Source organism: Mesonia aquimarina, assembly GCF_003667275.1.
Classification (GTDB): domain Bacteria; phylum Bacteroidota; class Bacteroidia; order Flavobacteriales; family Flavobacteriaceae; genus Mesonia; species Mesonia aquimarina.
In genome coordinates this window covers 268,455-288,892 of sequence record NZ_RCNV01000002.1, presented here as the reverse complement: position 1 = coordinate 288,892, position 20,438 = coordinate 268,455, and the positions used below count along the sequence as shown (strand labels likewise).

The 20,438-nt window shown below is 32.6% G+C and carries 21 protein-coding genes and 1 tRNA gene; 9 read left to right on the top strand and 13 right to left on the bottom strand.

The annotated features are described in order from the left end of the window. Positions 1 to 119 precede the first annotated feature (119 nt). The 5 genes from D9R05_RS04815 to D9R05_RS04795 all read right to left on the bottom strand — a co-directional run bounded on the left by D9R05_RS04815 (position 120) and on the right by D9R05_RS04795 (position 5,912). Positions 120 to 2,960 carry a M16 family metallopeptidase gene (locus D9R05_RS04815; RefSeq protein ID WP_121666095.1) on the bottom strand — a complete coding sequence of 947 codons (2,841 nt, stop codon included), beginning with the start codon at positions 2,958 to 2,960 and terminating at the stop codon, positions 120 to 122. Positions 2,961 to 3,098: 138 nt separating this feature from the next. Continuing rightward, entirely contained in the window at positions 3,099 to 3,332 is a 234-nt protein-coding gene (locus tag D9R05_RS04810; RefSeq protein ID WP_121666094.1) for a DUF6327 family protein, read from the bottom strand. Positions 3,333 to 3,343: 11 nt separating this feature from the next. Then, positions 3,344 to 3,745, bottom strand: coding sequence for a phage holin family protein (locus tag D9R05_RS04805; protein WP_121666093.1), 402 nt, complete (start codon positions 3,743 to 3,745; stop codon positions 3,344 to 3,346). A 9-nt stretch (positions 3,746 to 3,754) separates the two neighbouring features. Continuing rightward, positions 3,755 to 4,129, bottom strand: coding sequence for a YtxH domain-containing protein (locus D9R05_RS04800; RefSeq protein WP_121666092.1), 375 nt, complete (start codon positions 4,127 to 4,129; stop codon positions 3,755 to 3,757). Between the two features lie 106 nt (positions 4,130 to 4,235). Continuing rightward, positions 4,236 to 5,912 carry a glutamine--tRNA ligase/YqeY domain fusion protein gene (locus tag D9R05_RS04795; RefSeq protein ID WP_121666221.1) on the bottom strand — a complete coding sequence of 559 codons (1,677 nt, stop codon included), beginning with the start codon at positions 5,910 to 5,912 and terminating at the stop codon, positions 4,236 to 4,238. Positions 5,913 to 6,013: 101 nt separating this feature from the next. On the opposite strand from D9R05_RS04795, the gene D9R05_RS04790 reads away from it, so the two are divergent. From D9R05_RS04790 to D9R05_RS04780, 3 genes are all read left to right on the top strand, one after another. Next, positions 6,014 to 6,730, top strand: a complete 717-nt coding sequence (locus D9R05_RS04790; RefSeq protein ID WP_121666220.1) for a ZIP family metal transporter — start codon at positions 6,014 to 6,016, stop codon at positions 6,728 to 6,730. 37 nt (positions 6,731 to 6,767) lie between these two features. After that, complete coding sequence (folB, locus tag D9R05_RS04785) at positions 6,768 to 7,124, top strand: dihydroneopterin aldolase (RefSeq protein ID WP_121666219.1); 357 nt, start codon at positions 6,768 to 6,770, stop codon at positions 7,122 to 7,124. Between the two features lie 51 nt (positions 7,125 to 7,175). Further along, positions 7,176 to 7,246 (top strand) — tRNA-Cys (locus D9R05_RS04780). A 35-nt stretch (positions 7,247 to 7,281) separates the two neighbouring features. Here D9R05_RS04780 and D9R05_RS04775 read toward each other — a convergent pair. Further along, entirely contained in the window at positions 7,282 to 7,974 is a 693-nt protein-coding gene (locus tag D9R05_RS04775; protein ID WP_121666091.1) for a LysE family translocator, read from the bottom strand. An 85-nt stretch (positions 7,975 to 8,059) separates the two neighbouring features. Next, positions 8,060 to 8,737 carry a head GIN domain-containing protein gene (locus tag D9R05_RS04770; protein ID WP_121666090.1) on the bottom strand — a complete coding sequence of 226 codons (678 nt, stop codon included), beginning with the start codon at positions 8,735 to 8,737 and terminating at the stop codon, positions 8,060 to 8,062. 167 nt (positions 8,738 to 8,904) lie between these two features. Here D9R05_RS04770 and D9R05_RS04765 point away from each other — a divergent pair, with 167 nt between their 5' ends. Further along, the gene (locus tag D9R05_RS04765) at positions 8,905 to 10,113 is read left to right on the top strand and encodes a T9SS type A sorting domain-containing protein (RefSeq protein WP_162984901.1); all 1,209 of its coding nucleotides are present in this window, start codon (positions 8,905 to 8,907) and stop codon (positions 10,111 to 10,113) included. Between the two features lie 57 nt (positions 10,114 to 10,170). On the opposite strand, the gene rnr is transcribed toward D9R05_RS04765, so the two are convergent. Then, positions 10,171 to 12,369 (bottom strand): ribonuclease R, encoded by a 2,199-nt coding sequence (gene rnr, locus D9R05_RS04760; protein ID WP_121666088.1) that lies wholly within the window; start codon positions 12,367 to 12,369, stop codon positions 10,171 to 10,173. Between the two features lie 439 nt (positions 12,370 to 12,808). Here rnr and D9R05_RS04755 point away from each other — a divergent pair, with 439 nt between their 5' ends. The 5 genes from D9R05_RS04755 (at position 12,809) to D9R05_RS04735 (ending at position 17,169) form a co-directional block, all read left to right on the top strand. After that, the gene (locus D9R05_RS04755) at positions 12,809 to 13,048 is read left to right on the top strand and encodes a putative signal transducing protein (RefSeq protein WP_121666087.1); all 240 of its coding nucleotides are present in this window, start codon (positions 12,809 to 12,811) and stop codon (positions 13,046 to 13,048) included. A 519-nt stretch (positions 13,049 to 13,567) separates the two neighbouring features. Further along, the gene (gene rpiB / locus D9R05_RS04750; protein ID WP_121666086.1) at positions 13,568 to 13,999 is read left to right on the top strand and encodes a ribose 5-phosphate isomerase B; all 432 of its coding nucleotides are present in this window, start codon (positions 13,568 to 13,570) and stop codon (positions 13,997 to 13,999) included. Between the two features lie 6 nt (positions 14,000 to 14,005). After that, entirely contained in the window at positions 14,006 to 14,914 is a 909-nt protein-coding gene (locus D9R05_RS04745; protein WP_121666085.1) for a cation diffusion facilitator family transporter, read from the top strand. Positions 14,915 to 14,926: 12 nt separating this feature from the next. Further along, a complete protein-coding gene (locus D9R05_RS04740) occupies positions 14,927 to 15,367 on the top strand; it encodes a GNAT family N-acetyltransferase (RefSeq protein ID WP_121666084.1) in 441 nt (146 codons plus the stop codon). A gap of 263 nt (positions 15,368 to 15,630) precedes the next feature. Then, positions 15,631 to 17,169 carry a SulP family inorganic anion transporter gene (locus D9R05_RS04735; RefSeq protein ID WP_121666083.1) on the top strand — a complete coding sequence of 513 codons (1,539 nt, stop codon included), beginning with the start codon at positions 15,631 to 15,633 and terminating at the stop codon, positions 17,167 to 17,169. Between the two features lie 80 nt (positions 17,170 to 17,249). Here D9R05_RS04735 and D9R05_RS04730 read toward each other — a convergent pair whose 3' ends face one another. The 5 genes from D9R05_RS04730 to D9R05_RS04710 all read right to left on the bottom strand — a co-directional run bounded on the left by D9R05_RS04730 (position 17,250) and on the right by D9R05_RS04710 (position 20,435). Then, entirely contained in the window at positions 17,250 to 17,921 is a 672-nt protein-coding gene (locus D9R05_RS04730; RefSeq protein WP_121666082.1) for a TIGR04283 family arsenosugar biosynthesis glycosyltransferase, read from the bottom strand. A gap of 152 nt (positions 17,922 to 18,073) precedes the next feature. Further along, positions 18,074 to 18,877: a DUF547 domain-containing protein gene (locus D9R05_RS04725; protein WP_121666081.1), complete on the bottom strand. Its 804-nt coding sequence runs from the start codon at positions 18,875 to 18,877 to the stop codon at positions 18,074 to 18,076. Between the two features lie 80 nt (positions 18,878 to 18,957). Next, positions 18,958 to 19,743: a DUF1853 family protein gene (locus D9R05_RS04720; RefSeq protein ID WP_262696561.1), complete on the bottom strand. Its 786-nt coding sequence runs from the start codon at positions 19,741 to 19,743 to the stop codon at positions 18,958 to 18,960. 31 nt (positions 19,744 to 19,774) lie between these two features. After that, positions 19,775 to 20,257 (bottom strand): nucleotidyltransferase, encoded by a 483-nt coding sequence (locus D9R05_RS04715; RefSeq protein WP_121666079.1) that lies wholly within the window; start codon positions 20,255 to 20,257, stop codon positions 19,775 to 19,777. Then, entirely contained in the window at positions 20,235 to 20,435 is a 201-nt protein-coding gene (locus D9R05_RS04710; RefSeq protein WP_121666078.1) for a hypothetical protein, read from the bottom strand. The genes D9R05_RS04715 and D9R05_RS04710 overlap by 23 nt, the downstream gene beginning before the upstream one ends. Positions 20,436 to 20,438: the final 3 nt, after the last annotated feature.

Below are 20,438 nucleotides of genomic sequence, written 5' to 3'. Positions count from 1 at the left end.
ACTTGAAAGACTTTATAGATTTTATATGGAAATAAAAAACCTACAAGATCAAAAAGACCTTGTAGGTTTGTGAAAAGTAAATTGCTTCGGGTTATTAAGCCTTTGGCAGTACCAATAAATTACTCGGTAGCTTCTGGATTATGGATTCCTAAAATATAACCATCGGTTAAATATTTTTTGGCTACTTTTTGTAAATATTTAGGAGTTAAACTGTTTACGCTTTTTTCAAATTCAAATACATTTTCAGCGTCTTCATCTTCATAATCAGCATCTTTTAAAGTGTTGATCCAGAATTTATTTTCTTTTAATTCTTCTTTTCTTTCCAAAATTTGCGACTCTTTTACTTTCGCTAAATCTTTTTCGGTTGGTCCTTCTTCAACCAATTTTTCAACTTCTTTAATGGCTGCTTTTTTCAATTTATCAACATTTTCGGGTCCGCAAGGAAAACTAATGCTAAACGAATACCAACCATAAGGCGTTTTGCTGATGCTTCCTCTTGCTCCTACTCCGTAAACTCCGCCTTCTTCTTCACGTAATTTTTCAACTAATTTAATGGTTAAAATTTCACCTAAGGTTTTTAAAGCAAATGCTTCTTTTTTGTCGTATTTAGTTTCACCTTGATACGTAATTCTAACCGAACTTTTAGGGTCTTTTCCTTTTTCTACCACTTTTTTATGCGATCCGGTTAAGGGTCTAAAATCCATTACTTTGTACATTTCATCAGAATCTTTACCCGGTAAGCTTGCCAAATAGGTTTCAGCATAATCCTTTAATTTCGCTTCGTCTATGTTTCCTACAAAATAGAAATGGAAATCTCCGGCATCTTCAAAACGCTCTTGGTATTTTTTATAGGCTAAATCATAATCGGCCGCATCCATTTTCTCTGGAGTCGGGAAACCCATATAACGCGGACTATCGCCGTAGATAAATTCTCCCATTTCAATTTGAAAATATACTTGTGGGTTTGCCAACATATTTCCTAAAAATGCTTTCTGCTTGCTCACAAACGATTGATAAGCTTCTTCATCTTTGTTTAAATCTGTAAAATACAAGTGCGTTAATTGAAATAATTCTTCTAAATTTTTAGGCGAAGCACTTCCTGAAAAACCTTCGCTATACGTACCGATATACGGACGCACAGAAACGATTTTACCGGATAACATTTTGTTTAGTGTAACTTTATCAAAATCGTTTACACCGGCTTCAGTTAAACCGCCATTGGCAAGTGCAGTAGCCTTATGAACTTCATCAGAATAAAGCGAAGTTCCACCATAGCTGAAAGCTTCAAATAAGACTTCGTCGTTTTTAAAATCTGTATTTTTATAGGTTACTTTTGCACCGTTGCTCAAGGTCAAGGTGGTTGTTCCTAATTTTTTATTGCTGGTACTTTTTACAATACTTCCTTTTGTAGGCATTGTTGTCATTAAAGATTCTGCTACAGCTTCATCTTTATAAGGCTCAATTTCAGCATTTTCTATGCTGTTTAATAATTCTCTTACTTCTGCCTCAGTAACTTTTTCTACATCTTCTTTTTCTGGTCCGGTAAGTACAATTACACGATTTTCATCTTTGATGTAATCTTCAATTAATTTATTGATTTCTTCAACTTGAATAGTTGGTAATTGTTCTTTGTGGAAGTTATATTCCCACTCAATTCCCGGCATAGGTTCGTTTTCTAAAAAGTTTCTAATATACTCGCCTACTACTCTACTTGATTCTCTTTTGTTGCGGTTATTAAAAGATTTTTCTAAACGCGCCAAAATATCGCTTTTTGCACGCTTTAATTCACCTTTATAAAAACCATAACGCTCTACGCGCTCATTTTCTTTTAAAAGTGCTTCTAAAGCTTCTAATTGCTTACTAGCATCGGTCATGGCAAAAGATTGATAAGCTTCTTTTGTTCTTGCCCATGTTCCACCGTGATAACTTGCTCCATAAACAAAAGGCGGATTTGGACTGTTGCGTAATTCGTCTAAGCGATTATTGATCATCTGCGAGAATAAAGACTCTACCATCGACTTTCTATATTCTTCTAGAGTTGTATCTGCTTCTGCATTAGTTTCGTCTTTAAACATCACTTGAACACGCGCAGAAGAAGCTTCCTCATCAGATTCTATAGCAATTAAAGTTTCTTCGTGATTTGGCATTTCAAAAACTTCACGCTCTTTTGGGTTTTTAGGATTTTTTAGACCTGAAAAATGTTCCTTGATTTTCTTTTCTGAGGTTTCCACATCTACATCTCCCACTGCCATAACGGCCATTAAATTTGGACGATACCAATCCTTATAAAAACTTCTAATATCTTCATAATCGAAATTCTCTAGATTTTCTTTTGTTCCTATTGGTAGACGATTAGCGTATTTAGATCCGTATGCAACTTTTGGTAAATATTCTTTAAGCATCCGTTGGCTAGCGCCTTGTCCTAATCTATATTCTTCTAAGACAACACCTCGTTCTTCATCAATATCATCTCCTTTTAGTAAGGCATTGTGCGCCCAATCTTCTATAATTTGGAAACCTTGTTCTAATTTCTTAGGATCATCACTTGGAATTGGAAGAATATAAACGGTTTCATCAAAACTGGTATAAGCGTTTAAATGCGCACCAAATTTTACTCCGATACTCTGCAGGTAATCTACCAGTTCATTTTTTTTGAAATTTTTAGTGCCATTAAAATTCATATGCTCCATAAAATGAGCAAGTCCACGCTGGTCTTCTGTTTCTAAAATAGAACCCGCGTTTACAACTAAGCGCAATTCTACTTTATCTTCCGGTTTGCCGTTATTTCTAATGTAATAGGTTAGTCCGTTGTCTAAAACACCTTTTTTAACTTCGGGATTAAAGGGAATCTTTTTAGAAAGATTAGCTTCTGTGGCTTGTGATTGCTGCGCTGAAATTTCTTGAAATGAAAGAAATGAAATAGCAACGGCAGCCCATAAGCTTACTTGGTTTAGTTTCATAAGATTTATAATATGGGATTAATAGAATGCTAAAAATATAATTTATATATAGAACCGACAAACCCTAAGATACTTTTAACTAAAAAAGCCGTTCTTGATTGATTTCAAGAACGGCCTATAAAATTTATGTTCCTAATTTTATGTTTTTCCTACAATTTTTGCTTTCCTAATACCAATAATTTTTGCAACAGCTTTCATAATAAAAGCTTTTTTTGCTATGGAACTGGCAACATTAGCAACTAAACTTATGGGAGATAAATCTTCTTTAATATAATGTACATCTCGCTTTATCTTTTCTTTATTAATACGAGTTTGCAATTTTAAAATTTTAAGATCGTGGTTTATTTCGTCAAAAGAATTGTATGCTTTCATAACAAAAATTTTTAAGCGGCAGTTTCATCTTCCAGTGGTTCATCTACAACATCATCTAGTCTATCTTCACGAAAATATCGTTTAGAAAATTTTGATATCACAATATTGTCGATGTGCTTCTTGCCAAAAAGCATAAACAGTATAAAGCCAACAAGATAAATACCTCCAACTATAAAGAAGCCAGTACTTAGTGTACCGATGGCATTACCGATAAGGAAGGCGAGTCCAAGCGATATGAAACCTAAAAAAAATAAAAAAATACTTCCGATCACGAATAACTTAACGATTAAGGAAGTAATTTTACTTGTTTTTTTAAAGGCGTCAAGCTTGTAATATTCAATCATACTTTCGATGTATGATTGAATATTATCGCTTAATTCGTCTATATGGTCAGTTAGTTTGGTAAATGCCATTCAATTATTTTAGGCTATTGATTGTTTTGCTTTTCCTTTTAGCTCTTCTTTTTTAGCTTCTGCGTGGAATTTAGCGTTTTTTTTTCTCAATTCTTCTAACTTTCCTTCCATCGCAACTAAAATATCATCAGCTTTGTAACTTGCTGAAGATAAGGTTTCGTCTAATTTAGTTTCAAAATCGTGTTTTGCACGACTAGCAGATTCAGTTAAGTGAGAAGTCGTTTCTCTAACTTGTTTGTCTAATTTTCCTTTAGCTTTTTTAGCTTCTTTATTTAATTTTTTGCGTGTATTTTCTCCTTTATCTGGAGCATAAAGTAAGCCCACGCCAGCTCCGATTGCTGCGCCGGTTAATAATGCTAAAATCGTGTTCCCTGTATTTGCCATAATAGTTTTTTGTTTTAATAATTAATGTACATCAAATGTACGAGAGTTCAACTATTTTGGCTGTTAATAACCGGTTAATATCTTGAAACACAATGCTAAATTCTTCTTAATTCCCTTTTTTTGCCCAAGAATCTCTTAAGCCTACAGTTTTGTTGAAAACAGGTTTTTTATTGGTACTTGTTTTATCTACGCAGAAATACCCAATTCGCTGAAATTGAAACTGTTCTAATTCTTTAGCATCTTGCAAACTTGGCTCTACATAACCGGTAATTTTCTGTAAAGAATCTGGATTAATAAATTCTAGATAATCTTTCTCTTTATCGGCAGTTGGATCATCAACAGTAAATAAACGATCATACAGACGAATTTCAGTTGCAACAGCATGTTTTATAGATACCCAATGCAAAGTTCCTTTTACTTTACGCTTAGATTCTTCGGTGCCGCTTCCGCTTTTACTTTTGGGATCATAAGTACAATGAACTTCTGTAATATTTCCGTTTTCATCTTTTACACAACTTTCGGCTTTAATGATATAGGCATTTTTTAAACGCACTTCTTTGCCAAGTTTTAAACGGAAAAACTTTCGGTTTGCTTCTTCTCTAAAGTCTTCTTTTTCAATATAAATTTCCTTTGAAAAAGGAACTTGTCTGCTTCCGGCTTGTTCATCTTCCGGATTATTTTCTGCTTCTAACCATTCTTCATCTCCTTCATAATTGGTAATAACCACTTTTAACGGATCTAAAACACCCATAACTCGTGGTGCAGTTTTATTGAGGTCTTCTCTTGCACAAAATTCAAGATGAGACATATCAATCATATTTTCACGTTTCCCAACGCCAATAGATTCAGCAAAATTTCTAATGGAAGCCGGTGTGTAACCTCTTCTTCGTAAACCGGAAATGGTTGGCATTCTAGGATCGTCCCAAGATTCTACCAAATTCTTTTCTACCAATTGTGCCAACTTACGTTTACTAACCACGGTATGACTTAAATTTCTTCTGGCAAATTCACGTTGTTTTGGCTGAAAATCTTCAGGTTGACTTACTTTATTTACAAACCAATTATACAATTCGCGGTGCGGAAGAAATTCTAGGGTACAAAATGAATGCGAAATACTTTCCAGAAAATCACTTTCACCGTGCGCCCAATCATACATCGGATAAATTTTCCATTCGTCTTTTGTACGATGATGACTTTTATGCAAACAGCGATACATAATTGGATCGCGCATCAACATATTTTTTGATGCCATATCTATTTTAGCGCGTAAAACATCTTTTCCTTCTGGTGTTCCGCCATTTTTCATGGCTTCAAAAAGTTCAAGGTTTTCTTCTACAGAGCGATCTCTATACGGACTTGGTTTTCCAGCTTCGGTTGGTGTTCCTTTTTGTTCTGCAATTGCTTCAGAAGTTTGACTATCTACATAAGCATCGCCATTTTTAATCATTTCTACAGCCCAATCATACAATTGCTGAAAATAATCTGAAGCATAGCATTCTTTTTCCCATTTAAAACCTAACCACTCAACATCCTTTTTTATAGAATCTACAAATTCTTGTTCTTCCTTAATGGGATTGGTATCATCAAAACGCAAATTTACTGGTGCATTGTAACGTAAACCCAATCCAAAATTTAGATTGATTGATGAAGCATGACCTATATGAAGATAACCGTTTGGCTCGGGTGGAAAACGAAATTTCAGGTTTTCTTTTTTATACCCGTTCTTTAAATCTTCTTCTATAATTTGCTCTATAAAATTCAATGATTTTTTTTCTTCTGTCATAACCTTAAAAATGATAAGTAGCAAAGTTATCAAAAATAAAAACGTACAAGAATGTTCTCATGAAAGTATTTTATAAATTTATAGTATTAAAATACTTAGCAATGAATCAGCTTCATAAAATTATACTCTTTTCAGGTTTTTCGGGAATTACCGTTTTTATTGGCGGATTACTATCGTGGTATTTTTCCAAAAAATTAGGCGAAAACAATTTTAAAAAAGAACTTAACCATGGTATTACCGCTTTTGGGGGTGGAATAATTTTATCGGCTCTTGCACTAGTTTTGGTTCCTAAAGGCATGAAAAACCTATCTATTCTTCCGGTTATTATTTGGTTTGTATTAGGCTCACTTATATTTTTCGTTATCGATAGGATTTTAGCAAAAAGAGGTGGGAAAATTGCCCAATTATTAGCCATGTTGATGGATTTTGTTCCAGAAGCTATTGCATTGGGAGCTATTTTTGCTACTGATACAAAAACCGGAACTTTACTAGCTATTTTTATTGGCTTACAAAATTTACCGGAAGCTTTTAATTCTTATCAAGATTTATGTGCTAGTAATTTTTCAGCTAAAAAAACCTTAATTTTATTGTTTGTCTTGAGCTTTAGTGGAATTATAGGTTCTTTAATTGGCTATTTCTTTTTACAAGATCAACCCGAAATAACTTCTTCGTTAATGCTTTTTGCCAGCGGCGGAATTTTATATTTAATTTTTGAAGATATTGCACCACAAGCTAAATTAGAACGCACTTGGATGCCTGCTTTAGGCGCAAACCTTGGTTTTTTAATCGGTATTATTGGTGAAAAATTAATCGGTTAAAAAAATTAATTGCTTGTATCTTTGCAAAAAAATTGTTGTGGGAATTATAAAACTAAATAACATTCGTGTTTACGCGCATCACGGATGTTTAACTGAAGAAGGCAAAATAGGGAGTGATTACAGAATTGATTTGCAAATTGAGGCTAATCTAGCTGCTTCAGCAAAAAGCGACGAATTGAGTGATACGGTAGATTATGTACATTTGAACAAAATTGTAAAAGAAGAAATGGCAGTTCGTTCTAAATTATTAGAACACGTTGCTCAACGAATTTTAGATCGTTCTTTACAAGAAATACAACAGATTGAAAAAGCGACAGTTGAGGTTTCTAAACTCAATCCGCCATTGGGTGGCGATGTAGAAAATGTAACAATTGTGTTATCTAAGCAACAATAAGTTTGCTTAAATGAATTAAAAATTATTACATTTGCATTCCTATCTTAAAAGGGTGCCGTGGCCGAGTGGCTAGGCAGTGGTCTGCAACACCATCTACAGCGGTTCGAATCCGCTCGGCACCTCAAAAAAAAGCTTCCAAAATTTTTGGAAGCTTTTTTTATACCTCTTCTTCACCCGGCATAATTTCTTCAACTTTATTTTCTAAACTATCCATTTCTGAAGGAAATAAACCTCTACTAATAAGGATAACACCAAAAAATACAATTAAAATACTAATGCCCTTTTTTAAGCGATAAATTCTTATAGGAGTTAATTTATGATTCAATTTTTTTGCCAGTAAAATTTTTAAAATATCTATAATAAAATAGGTTACAATTACTGCCGTAAAAAACACTAGTAAACGTTCTGGATTCATATCCATTGTAGGACCAAAAACAATGATTAATCCCAGCCAAAAACCTAATACACCAATGTTGACAAAATTTAGTAGAAAACCTTTAACTACTAATCCTATAAAATCACTTTTTTTAAGTTTTCTAAGTTCTGCATCATCGGGATGTGGAATGGCTTTTTTTTCTTTAACAAAAGTTACAATACCGTAAGTAGCTAAAATACAACCACCAAAAATAAATAATCCGGGATCGTCTTTAATGCTATTTAAAAGTTTGCTAGTACTAAAATAAGCGATCAGTAAAAAAACAACGTCAGATAAAATGACGCCAATATCAAAAAAAACAGCTGCTCTAAATCCTTTTATAGCAGCAGTTTCTAGCAATACAAAAAAAACAGGACCTAATAAAAACGCTAAAAAAATTCCTAAAGGTACTGCTGCAAAAATATCTTGAATCATCGCATTAAACTGCTTTTATACCGACAAAGGTAATAAAATGAAATATCAAATAACCTTTTAGTCTTATGAAGCTTATGAAGCCTTACTATTTCTTTTCAATAATTTTCCCGCCTAAGCTAGTCTTTTTTTTAATAGAAGAAGGATTTCCATAAATGGTAATTGTACCTCCAGCACTAACTTTTGCCTTGCAGGAATTGCTAGCGTGAACAGCAGCATTTCCCCCCGCACTAATTTTAACGTTAGTATCTTCGGTTAATAATTCATCTGCATTATATTCTCCACCGGCTTTAATAGAAGCTTCCTGTGCAGATGCCTTGCCCCAAACTTTTATGGTACCGCCGGTATAAATTTTTGATTCTAAGTTTTCTACTTCCAGCTCTAAAGCAATTCTGCTTCCTTCCTGTGCAGAAAGCGTTAGATTTTCTTGTACAATTTTTTGATTACTAGTAACATTAGAACCTTCGTTAGCATCAATAATTTCTGCAGAAGTATAATATATTTCAACAATGGTATCGTCTTCACTCCAGATATTATCTAAGTCTGATTTAATTTTAAGCGTATTGTTTTTAACTTTTGCTTCAATTTCTTCCTTATCTACTCCTTTAGCAATTACTTTATTTTCTGTTGAAGGAATTAAACGCGCTTCAATTTTATTGTAAATTTTTATTTCGTTGAAAGATTCTGTAATCGGAATTTCAATTTCTTGCGCTTGTACATTAGCTGTCATTAATCCAAAAAGTATAAATGCTGTTTTTTTCATCATACAAAATATTACAATTCGACTTCAGTTTTAGAGCCGACCAAATAAAATTTATTTCTAATTACAAATTAAAAAAGTTTTTTCAACTACAGAAAAAACAGGAAAGAAAACTACTATTAAAAAATATAAATTATTTTCATTATATTTCTAAAAATCAATACTCAATTTATATGAAAAATAATACTACTAATTTTTTTACGCTAATCTTTTTAAGCTTTACAACTTTTGTATTTGCTCAAACTTGGCAAAGTAAAACGGGATTAGGAAATAACACAAGGCATCATCCTGTTACTTGGGCATTAAACGGCTACGGCTATGCTGCAACAGGAACTAATGTAAATAACAATCCTACCAAAGATTTTAATAAATACGATCCTACTACAGATTCTTGGGAAACATTATCAGATTTTCCTGGTCCGGCGCGTAGTTTTTCTATAGGTGGTGTTTATAATGGCGAAGCTTATTTAGGTTTTGGAGCAGGAACTTCTAATGATTTAAATGACTTATGGAAATATAATCCTACTACAGAAACATGGGAAGAATTAAGTTCCTGCCCTTGTACAGGAAGAAAGCACCCAACTTTTACCATTAATGATCAATACGGAAAAATATATGTAGGTAAAGGTAATAATGCTTCAGGAAATTTAGATGACTGGTGGGAGTATGACATTGCAACCGATACTTGGACACAGTTAATAGACTTTCCAGGAACAGCTAGACACCATCCGTACCACTTCTCTATCGGTAATTATAGTTATACCGGCTTAGGACACGATGGAAGTCCGCAAATGGCTAGAGATGATTGGTATCGTTTTGATCCTTCTGATAATTCTTGGGATCAAATGGCTACCGCACCTGGAGCTAGAATTGCGGGAACTCAATTCTCCCATAACGGAAAAGGCTTTGTTTTAAGCGGCGATGCAGAAAATCACGATGCAACTAATCCTTCTATTTTTTGGATGTATGACCCAGCTACAGATTCATGGACCGTATTAAATCCACACCCTGGAAATAGTATTTGGGCACCGGGTTCTTTTATTATTAATGATACGCTTTACTTTTTTGGTGGAGTAGATTTTATTGGACAAACTTTTCAAACCGGCATGTGGACAACAGATTTAAATAATCTATTGAATAATAATTCTTTTGAAAAGAATGCAATTACATTGTATCCTAACCCAGCAAAAAATAGCATCACCTTAAGCACAAAAGAGCAATTAAAAAATCCAACAATTAATATTTATAGCTTAGATGGGAGGTTAATAAAAGAAATAAATTACACTGAAAATATTGACATCAGTTCAATTAATTCTGGTGTTTATATTTTAGAAATTACTGATGACAAACAAACATCAACTATAAAGTTTGTAAAAGAGTAATTTAAAAATTTATTTTAATTACAAAAGCTGGATTCTTATCCAGCTTTTTTTATAATATTACATTTCGACTTCAGTTTTACTGCCGATTAAATTAAAATCTAGATGGCGTTTTTCCAAATCTGCTTTCTTAACGGTTACATACACTTCATCTCCTAATTGATAGGTTTTTAGCGTATTTCTACCCACAATAGCATATTGTTCTTGATCAAAATCAAAATGGTCTTCTTTAATATCACGTAAGCGCACCATTCCTTCACATTTATTTTGCTCAATTTCTATATAAATTCCCCATTCGGTAACACCAGAAATAATTCCTAAAAACTGTTCGTTTTCGTGATCTTTCATAAATTTTACCTGCATGTATTTTATAGAATCACGTTCGGCACTAGTTGCAAAATTTTCCATATCACTGCAATGCGCACTTTTATCTTCGTACTCTTCTTGACTAGCAGATTCTTGTCCGTCTAAATAAGTTTGTAGTAAACGATGTACCATAACATCGGGATAACGACGAATAGGCGATGTAAAATGCGAATAATAGTCAAATGCCAAGCCGTAATGCCCAATATTATTTGTGCTGTAATAAGCTTTGCTCATGGTTCTAATGGTTAACGTATCCACTAAATTTTGCTCTTTCTGCCCTTGTACATCTTTCAACAATCGATTTAAAGAGGTGTTAATACCTTTTTTATCTTTTAAATTTAGCGAATGTCCAAATTGTGAAACGATGTTTTGAAGCGAAGCTAATTTTTCATCATTTGGTTCATCGTGACAACGGTAAACAAAGGTTTTTTTAGGCTGTTTTTTTCCAATAAATTCTGATACCTTTTTATTGGCAAGCAGCATAAATTCTTCAATAAGTTTATTGGCATCTTTAGAAGTTTTAAAATATACGCCAACCGGTTCATTTTCTTCATTTAAATTGAATTTCACTTCCACTTTATCAAAAGAAATAGCACCGCTACTCATGCGTTTTGCACGCATTTTTTTTGCCAGACTGTCTAAAGTTAATACCGCTTCTACAATTGCTGGAGAAGTACTATACATTTTATCGGTTATAGAAATATCACTCGGTATATCACCAGTTTTAGTTTCTATAATGTGTTGCGCTTCTTCATAAGCAAATCGAGCATCACTGTAAGTTACTGTTCTTCCAAACCATTGGTTAACAACTTCTGCTTTTTTATTGATTTCAAACACAGCAGAAAAAGTGTATTTTTCTTCGTGCGGGCGTAAAGAACAAGCATTATTTGATAAAACTTCAGGTAACATCGGTACTACGCGATCTACCAAATAAATTGAAGTTGCGCGTTCGTAAGCTTCTTCATCGAGAATGGTACCGGGTTGTAAATAATGCGAAATATCGGCAATGTGAATACCAACTTCATAATTTCCGTTCTCTAAAATTTTAAAGCTCAAGGCGTCATCAAAATCTTTAGCGTCTTTAGGGTCTATTGTAAACGTAAGCGTTTCGCGCATATCGCGACGCTTTTTAATTTCGCCTTCTTGAATTGATGTATCGATTTGATCTGCAAATTCTTCTACTTCTTTCGGAAAATCATGCGGCAAACCGTTTTCTACCAAAATTGATTGCATTACGGTTTCATGCTCGCCGGGTTTTCCTAAAATTTCAATTACTTTTCCAAAAGGTGAATCTGCATCATCTGGCCAATCTTCTACTTCAACCAAAACCACCGTGTTATCTTCGGCTTTCATGGTTTTGTTTTTCGGCACAAAAATGTCGGTATACATTTTTCCGCTTTTCACTTCTACAAAACCGAAGTTTTTTTGCATCTGTAAAACTCCCACAAAAGTGGTTTTTTTACGTTCTATAACTTTGGTAATTTCACCTTCATTATTGCGCCTTCTGCGTTTATACACATAAACTTGTACAAAATCGCCATCAAAAGCTTTATTTAAATTTTTATGAGGTATAAAAATATCATCATCTAAACCATCTACTATTACATAACCATCTTTTTTTGAAGTGATGTCTAAGTAGCCTTCGTGATAATCGCGTCTGGCATTAATCTGAAATTTTCCGCGATCGGTTTCTAAAATTTGTTTTTTACCGGCCAAATGAGCTAATTTTCTAATAATTTGGTTTCGGCTATTTGCATCATCTACTTGAAGTTTAGACGCAATCTGTTTATAGTTCAGCGCTTCAGTAGGCTGTTTTCTTAATATTGAAAGTATTTTTTTTGAAAGGTTTTCAATTTTTTTTTGTCCTTTTTTCTTCTTTTTTCCTTTTGCCATTTAATTTATTCTATTGCTTTAAAATTACAGTTAAAATTTGACAATTGAAGGCATTAAAATTAAAGTTTTGTTAAGTAGTTAATTAACATATAATTAAAAAAATACCGTCAAATTAAGATTTATAAGGATTTATTAATCTTAATTTTACACAGTTTTGTTAAACTTATTATAAAATTTATTATTTTTGTTAATATAATTTGCTTTACATAGCTTATACTAGATCAAATGCTTAAAGCGCGTAAACTTCCATTTTTATTTGCAATCATCTTTTTATTAGGTGTAGTTGCTGTTGTTTACTATGTAAATATTTCGCTCAATAAAACTGTAAGCGAACAATTTTCTACTCAAAGCAATTATAACATCACTTTTATAAGCAGAACTGCTAAATAAACTGCCTTACTTTTTTTAGGATTTATCTTATCTTTAAAGAAAAGATGCGATGCAGAATTTTATAACCTTAGCTACCTTTACGTATCCATTTGAATATGCCGTGCTAAAACTCTTGTTAGAAAAAGAAGCTATTCGGTTTTTCTTTCAGAATGAAACTTTGGTTGGCTTGGTTCCTTTTTATTCTAACGCACTCGGCGGAATTTTTTTAAAAGTACATCCCGAAGATTACTCACAAGCTTTAAAAATTCTTCAAGCTTTTGAAAACGATAATCACCTTAAAATTGTCTAACACTTGTTAACACTATTAAATATTATATCTTTCTTTTCTTTAAAATTTAAAAAATAAATGATGATGATTATTGCTTGTGAATAGCGGTATATTTTATTCAATTAAAATTTGGAAATCTATAAGTTGAACGCTTGTAAACATCTTATCAACTTCATTGTTAATTTTAAAAAGCTGATTCTAAAGTAGTTTTTAGACTTTATTAACAAAAGTTAAAAAATAGCTTCAAAAAATAAGGTTTACTTTTTAACCCAGATTTTACTGTTAACAATTAGATTTAACCATTTCATAACTTTTCAAGAAATTCTAACAAGTCTATTTTGAAAATTGATAATATTTTCTCTATTGATTTTTAATCTTAAAATGCAAAAATACTTTATAAAAAGTAACCTAAACTTATGCACAATTCCCCTTTAATTTTAAAACCTTAAACAATAGGCATTTATATTTTTTAATTAACAAGCTAAAAATTGGAGTTAAAAAGGCTTTGGTTACCTTTGCATAAACCTTTAAAATTAAATTATGAAAATAGCTATTGGCAACGATCATGCGGGTACAACTTATAAAAATAAAATTGTAGCTTACTTAAAAGAACAAAATATAGAAGTTACCAATTATGGTACCAATGAAGAAGAAAGTGTAGATTATCCAGATTTTGTACATCCGGTTGCAAAAGATGTAGAAGAAGATAAAGTAAACTTTGGAATCATTATCTGCGGAAGTGGAAACGGCGCATCTATGACTGCTAATAAACACCAAAATGTGCGTGCAGCTTTATGTTGGACTTCAGAAATTACCGCCTTGGCGAGAGAGCATAATAATGCAAATGTACTGAGTATTCCGGCTCGTTTTACTTCTGCTCATCAAGCTTTAGATATGGTAAAAGTTTTTCTGAATACAAAATTTGAAGGTGGGCGGCACCAACGTAGAGTAGAGAAAATTGCTTGTCAATAAAACTTTATGAGTAAGCATGAACATTCACATTCGCATACGAGCTTAAGCGGAAGAAATCTGTTAATTTCGATTGTATTGAATATACTGATTACTGCTTCGCAAGTAATTGGCGGATTGATTAGTGGTAGTCTATCGCTACTTTCTGATGCTTTACATAATTTTAGTGACGTTGTATCCTTAATAATTAGTTACGCAGCTAATAGAATAGCAGGAAAAGACGCTTCCGTTAGTAAAACCTTTGGTTATAAACGTGCCGAAATTATTGCTGCATTTATAAACGCAGCTTCCTTAATCGTTATTGCGGTTATATTGATAAAAGAAGCAATTGAGCGCTTCTTAAATCCGCAAACTATAGATTCTAACTTAGTAATTTGGTTGGCTATTTTAGCTATTGCCGGGAACGGTTTCAGTGTATTGTTAATGAAAAAAGATAGCAAAGCCAATATGAATATGCGCTCTGCTTACCTTCATTTATTAACCGACATGTTAGCATCTGTTGCCGTTTTAATTGGCGGGTTGTTAATGAAATTCTATCAAATTTATTGGGTAGATAGTTTACTCACTGCCGGCATTGCTATCTATTTAATTATAGTAGGTTTTGCGTTGCTGAAATCTTCTTTTCAAGTACTTATGCTATTTACGCCCAACGATATTGCAATTAAAGATATTGTTGAAAAAGTTTGCCAAATTAAACAGGTGAAAAATATGCATCATATTCATATTTGGCAGCTCAATGAAGATGAAATTCATTTAGAAGCGCATATGGATTTTCATGAAGATATTAGCCTTTCAGAATTTGATAAAATTTTAGTTGAAATAGAAAAAGTAGTTCAGCAAGAATTTAATATTAATCATATCAATATTCAGCCTGAATTTAATAAACCCGATAGCAAAGCCATTATTGTTCAAGATTAAAGTCATTATCTATTGAGAGTTATTAGTAAAAAATTTGAAGAATTAAGTCTTTCTGAATTATACCAGATTTTGCAATTACGCTCTGAAGTTTTTGTAGTTGAACAAGATTGTGTGTATCAAGATATTGATGGCAAAGATGAAAAAGCGCTTCACCTAATCGGAAAAAAAGAAGGCAAAATAATCGCTTATACACGTTGTTTTGCTCCCGGAATTTATTTTAAAGAAGCCGCAATTGGTCGTGTAGTTGTTCAAGAAAATCAGCGAAAACATAAGTTTGGACATCAAATTTTAGAAGCTTCTATAAAAGCGATTCAAAAAGAATATAAAACCTCAATCATAAAACTATCTGCCCAACAATACTTGATTAAATTTTACGAATCGCATAATTTTCAACAAATAGGAGAAGACTATTTAGAAGATGGTATTCCGCATATTGCCATGATCAAAAAATAGAGTTTACAAATCCTTAAAATTTCATTCTCAAAGTTTAACTACAAATTGTTTGTGCAAAAGGCTTTTTATCAATAGTTTTGCGCGCTCTTATGAGAACGTTTTTTTATTCATATAAATTTAAGCTTACGCCGCCATAGCGGTAATTATCTCACGTAAAGCTTGTTATCTTTTCTTGAAAGGAAGAGATTATTTCCAATATTTCAACACTAAATTTATTTAGCTTTCCAATAAGAAAGCCTTTATAGTTAAGATTTTAACTTGTTATGAAAAAAGTACTTAACCTTTTCGATTTTCAGCAGAAAGTAAATTACAAAACCGAAATTCTAGCCGGGCTTACCGTAGCGATGACTATGATTCCAGAATCATTATCGTTTGCTATTCTTGCCGGTTTTCCACCACTTGTAGGTTTATACGGTGCATTTATTATGGGCTTAATTACCGCCATTTTTGGAGGCAGACCAGGATTAGTTTCCGGAGGAGCTGGTGCAACAGTTGTGGTTTTAATTGCTCTTATGAATTCTCATGGCTTAGAATATGTATTTGCAGCTGTTGCCTTAGCGGGAGTTATTCAGTTAATTGTAGGAGTTTTTAAGCTCGGTAAATTTATTCGTTTGGTGCCGCAGCCGGTAATGTTTGGTTTTGTAAACGGTCTGGCAGTCATAATTTTTATGGCACAAATAGAACAATTTAAAACTATAATTAATGGGGAAGTTTCTTGGATGACTGGAACGCCATTTTTAATTATGGCGGGCTTAGTCGCGCTAACAATTGCTATTATTCTTATTCTTCCAAGATTTACCAAAGCTATTCCGGCTTCATTAGTAGCTATAATAGTGGTTTTTGGTATTGTTCTTGGTTTTAATATAGATACTAAACAAGTAGTAGATATTGCTTCAGTAAGCGGAACTTTACCGCCATTTCATATTCCTGAGATTCCGTTTACTTTAGAAACTTTGCAGATTATTTTACCTTACGGATTAATTATGGCTGCGGTTGGTTTAACTGAAGGTTTACTAACGCTAAATTTAGTCGATGAAATAACTAAAACCAAAGGAAACAGTAACCGAGAATGTCTAGCGCAAGGCGCAGCAAATATTGCTAACGGCTTTTTTTACGGTATGGGTGGTTGTCCAATGCTTGCGCAAACTTTGGTAAATTTATCCTCAGGTTCTAGAGCTAGATTATCAGGAATTATTGCGGCCCTTACTATTTTGGTCATCATTTTGGTGGGCGCACCAGTAATTGAATTATTACCAATGGCAGCTTTAACCGGCGTTATGATTATGGTAGCTATTGGTACGTTTGAGTGGACCAGCTTTAGAGCGTTTACAAAAATGCCAAAACACGATATTTTTGTCATGGTAGTAGTAACCATAATTACTATTGTTATGCATAATTTAGCCTTAGCTGTATTAATTGGAGTTATAATTTCGGCCTTAGTTTTTGCCTGGGAAAGCGCTAAACGCATTAGAGCAAGAAAAAGGACAGATGAACACGGCGTAAAATACTATGAATTATACGGACCGCTATTTTTTGGGTCAACAGCTGCTTTTGCTGAAAAGTTTGATGTAGAAAATGATCCTGAAGAAGTAGTAATTGATTTTGCTGAAAGTAAAATTACCGATATGAGTGCGATTGACGCGGTGAATAAAATTACAGAACGTTACGAAAAAGAAGGTAAAAAAATTCACTTGAAGCATTTAAGTGCAGACTGTAGAAGATTGTTGCATAATGCTGATAAAATTATTGATGTCAATATTATTGAAGATCCAACCTATAAGGTAGTTTCTGATAATTATTGATTGAAAAATAACTCAATTAAAATAGCCGATAAAATTTAATTTTATCGGCTGTTTTTTTCTAAAAAGTTCTAATTGAAAAATTATTTCAACCAACGTTTACCGAATTTTATTAATTTATCTTGATGAATTCCTCTAAAAAAACCGAACATGATTAAGCCATAAACCAGTTGAGTTTTAAAATTTCCATTGTCATCGTAGGTTCGTGGACTTACTAACACATCTTTTTGAATTACTTTATAATCGGCTACTTTTGTGGCGCGTTTTATAAAGTCGTATTCTTCCATTAATTTTAAGGATTCATCATAGCCGTTTAGCTTTTCGAATAGCGTTTTAGTTATCCACAAGGTTTGTCCGCCCCCACGAAACATCATACCTTTAAAACGAGAAAAATAACTGTTGATTAAGAGAAACCTACTTTTAGTATCAAATAAGGATCTAAAGCAGCCAAAAGGTGTTTCTTCGCTAATATTTTTTTGTATTGCGCTGTAAAAATCATTGGGTGGTATGCTATCGGCATGAACAAAAAATAAAACATCGCCTTTTGCTATTTTTGCACCTGCATTCATTTGTTTTGCACGACTTTTAGGAGCTGTTATAACCTTTGCTCCAAAAGCTTCAGAAATTTGTTTGCTTTTATCTGTACAGCCACCGTCTACTATAATAATCTCATTACTTTCTTGGGTTAATCCAGGAAGTAATTTTTTAAGATTTGATGCCTCGTTTAATACAGGAATAATAATGCTTAGCTTCATCTATAATTTAAAATTTGTTGGCGCCGCCAAAATATTTAATATCTCGAGGTTTGCCTAGAGGTAGTTTACTATTGTTTTAAAATTTAGGTACAAGGGAGCCTTAGTTTTGTTTTAAAAGCAAAGCGGTCTTGACTAATTAATATACAATGATTTTATTGATAATTATTTACATCTAGCGTCCAATCATAATCTGAGAATTCAACATCGGGATCGCTAGATTGTGGAATTAATTGATAGTTTTTCAAGATTTCTATCACACCATCTTTTCCCTCAAAATCGGCTCTAAACCAATCCATTAATCGCGGTACAAATACTTTTTCTTCCTCTTTTTTATAGGTAACTTCTTTGGTTAAATAGGTTTTAGCTGACTGTTCTAATTCTTCATCTAAGTTTTTAACGGAATAATATCGAACCGGCGGACAACTTTTTGCTCCGCAATTTAAGGCAAAATGAATGCGCCAATCAACTTCAGAAACACGGAGCTTTTTTTCAAATTTTGAAGCAAACGGATCTTTAATATGACCCAAGGAAAGTTTTACACGCGAATCTCTAATCATTCCGTGTTCTACATCGTCTAAGCTCATTTTTTCTCCTGCAATGGTAAAGCGATCTTCACTAAAAAATGCAGATCTATCTTCATATAAATCTGGGTTTTTCTTTAGTAAATATTGTACGTAGGTATTGTAAATGTTTAACCAAAAAGCTTTTTTTAATTGATCATTTTTAAGCGATGCCTGTAAAACTTCCGGTGAAATTTGTGCTAGTTTTTCTTTATATTTTTCTGCATTTTTATCTTGTTTTACGGCATCAAAAAAATCTTTAGAAATTTCAATCGGGTTTATTTTTTCTTGTGCTGCGGTAAGATTTTGCTCCTCTTTTTTGCTGGAACCACAAGCAATCATCAACAAAAACGGACTAAAAAATAATAACTTGGTAAAATTATTGAATATATTCATAATAATATTTTTTGCTTTTAAATAAATACGAAACAGCGTAAAAAATAGTTGTTAAAAATTACAAATAAAATGTGGTTTTTTTACCACCAAACCACAAAAAAACGTTCAAAAGTGTGTTCGTCTTTTTTCATCCAGAGGAGTGCTGCCTTTTTATGCTGAAATAAATAGTTGATCTCTTTATTTATTTCAGTATAATTTTTCCATTCGTGATGATTAGTAGGTTCTATAGACCAGTCTTTCTTTTTAGGAGAATAAAACTGAAAACCGGCATATTCTTCTGCAGAAAACTCGTTTAAATGAAGCCAAAACCCAACAATACAATTTTGATTGATGTAAGAAAACGAACTATGTTGAAGCTTTTTAGGAACAAATAAATTAGCTTTAAAACAGACCTTTTGTTCTATTTTTTTAGGTGATAATTTTAATTCTTTCAGAGAAGCTAAACTTTCTTCGCGAAACAGCAACGGCAGTTGATGGTTTTTTAAGTGATTAATTTTTCTAACTAAACTATCTTTTCTGTTCGGGCCAATCCAACGGTTTAGTTCATTTTCAATAGAAGGGTCGTACACATAAAATTTATATACTAATTCTACATGAAAAATTTGTTCGCAATGGGTTTCTTTCAAAAAAAAATCAAATTCGCCAAGCGTCTGCTTTTCGTGAATTATTTGAATATTTTCAGCAATAATTTCATAGCTATTTGTTTGCGATATCGCTTCAGCAAAAAAGCGTTCAGCGCGTTTTCCTAAGACTAAATTTTCGGGTAATTGAATATTTTCAGGCAGTAGTTTTTTTGTACTATTTTCTGCTAATTCAAACGAATTTAAGCCTAAAAAATCACCTTTCCAAAGCGAAGGTGTTTTTATAAAACCTTGATATTGTAATAGATTTTTTGAATTAATTTTTGGTGTTTTTTATTTCTTTAAGTTGTTGTACATCTAGTAAATCTTTAGGGCGTCGTGCTCTAAGTTTACTTTCTATTAAATCATCATAAGATAAAACACGCCACTTTAAAAGTTTATGACCGTCAACTTCAACAATTTCACTGTTTTTATAAGCTTCATTAAAAGTTTTAAAGGAAGAAAAATTAGTAATTAACTCTAAATTTAAATCACTTGGTGAGAATTTAACCGATATATTTTTCTGTTTATTTTTAACTTCATCAGGAAAATCATCTATATCATAATTCATTTCTTTAAAAACACTTACTAGATTTTGAAAATTAGCATCTGTAGTTTCAATCCAAAAATCAACATCTGCAGAATGACGTTGATAGCCGTGAAAATTAACTGCACCACCGCCAACCATTACCATTCTTACTCTGTTTTTTTGACAAAGTTCAATAAAACGGTTGATTTTATTTTTCCATAAATGTTTCATCGGTAATTTTGATTACAAAATTTTCTGAAGATTTTTTTGGTTTATTTTTTTGCGGAAAATCTTTTAAACGAAAACTCAATTCCAAAAATGCATAAAAACGTTCTACAGGCGTTAATTTTGAAAATGCCGCTTGTTGTTGCTTATTGCTTTCTGCTTTGGTTTGAAAAGAAATTTTCATTGA

Excerpts from the sequence above, each read along its gene's own strand:
- D9R05_RS04765 (WP_162984901.1), top strand. The coding sequence starts at position 8,905 with ATGAAAAATAATACTACTAATTTTTTTACGCTAATCTTTTTAAGCTTT.
- D9R05_RS04795 (WP_121666221.1), bottom strand. The coding sequence starts at position 5,912 with ATGACAGAAGAAAAAAAATCATTGAATTTTATAGAGCAAATTATAGAA.
- D9R05_RS04715 (WP_121666079.1), bottom strand. The coding sequence starts at position 20,257 with ATGAAACATTTATGGAAAAATAAAATCAACCGTTTTATTGAACTTTGT.
- D9R05_RS04800 (WP_121666092.1), bottom strand. The coding sequence starts at position 4,129 with ATGGCAAATACAGGGAACACGATTTTAGCATTATTAACCGGCGCAGCA.
- D9R05_RS04710 (WP_121666078.1), bottom strand. The coding sequence starts at position 20,435 with ATGAAAATTTCTTTTCAAACCAAAGCAGAAAGCAATAAGCAACAACAA.
- D9R05_RS04735 (WP_121666083.1), top strand. The coding sequence starts at position 15,631 with ATGAAAAAAGTACTTAACCTTTTCGATTTTCAGCAGAAAGTAAATTAC.
- D9R05_RS04810 (WP_121666094.1), bottom strand. The coding sequence starts at position 3,332 with ATGAAAGCATACAATTCTTTTGACGAAATAAACCACGATCTTAAAATT.
- D9R05_RS04755 (WP_121666087.1), top strand. The coding sequence starts at position 12,809 with ATGCAGAATTTTATAACCTTAGCTACCTTTACGTATCCATTTGAATAT.
- D9R05_RS04805 (WP_121666093.1), bottom strand. The coding sequence starts at position 3,745 with ATGGCATTTACCAAACTAACTGACCATATAGACGAATTAAGCGATAAT.
- rnr (WP_121666088.1), bottom strand. The coding sequence starts at position 12,369 with ATGGCAAAAGGAAAAAAGAAGAAAAAAGGACAAAAAAAAATTGAAAAC.
- D9R05_RS04770 (WP_121666090.1), bottom strand. The coding sequence starts at position 8,737 with ATGATGAAAAAAACAGCATTTATACTTTTTGGATTAATGACAGCTAAT.
- D9R05_RS04725 (WP_121666081.1), bottom strand. The coding sequence starts at position 18,877 with ATGAATATATTCAATAATTTTACCAAGTTATTATTTTTTAGTCCGTTT.
- D9R05_RS04790 (WP_121666220.1), top strand. The coding sequence starts at position 6,014 with ATGAATCAGCTTCATAAAATTATACTCTTTTCAGGTTTTTCGGGAATT.
- rpiB (WP_121666086.1), top strand. The coding sequence starts at position 13,568 with ATGAAAATAGCTATTGGCAACGATCATGCGGGTACAACTTATAAAAAT.
- D9R05_RS04745 (WP_121666085.1), top strand. The coding sequence starts at position 14,006 with ATGAGTAAGCATGAACATTCACATTCGCATACGAGCTTAAGCGGAAGA.
- D9R05_RS04775 (WP_121666091.1), bottom strand. The coding sequence starts at position 7,974 with ATGATTCAAGATATTTTTGCAGCAGTACCTTTAGGAATTTTTTTAGCG.
- D9R05_RS04815 (WP_121666095.1), bottom strand. The coding sequence starts at position 2,960 with ATGAAACTAAACCAAGTAAGCTTATGGGCTGCCGTTGCTATTTCATTT.
- D9R05_RS04730 (WP_121666082.1), bottom strand. The coding sequence starts at position 17,921 with ATGAAGCTAAGCATTATTATTCCTGTATTAAACGAGGCATCAAATCTT.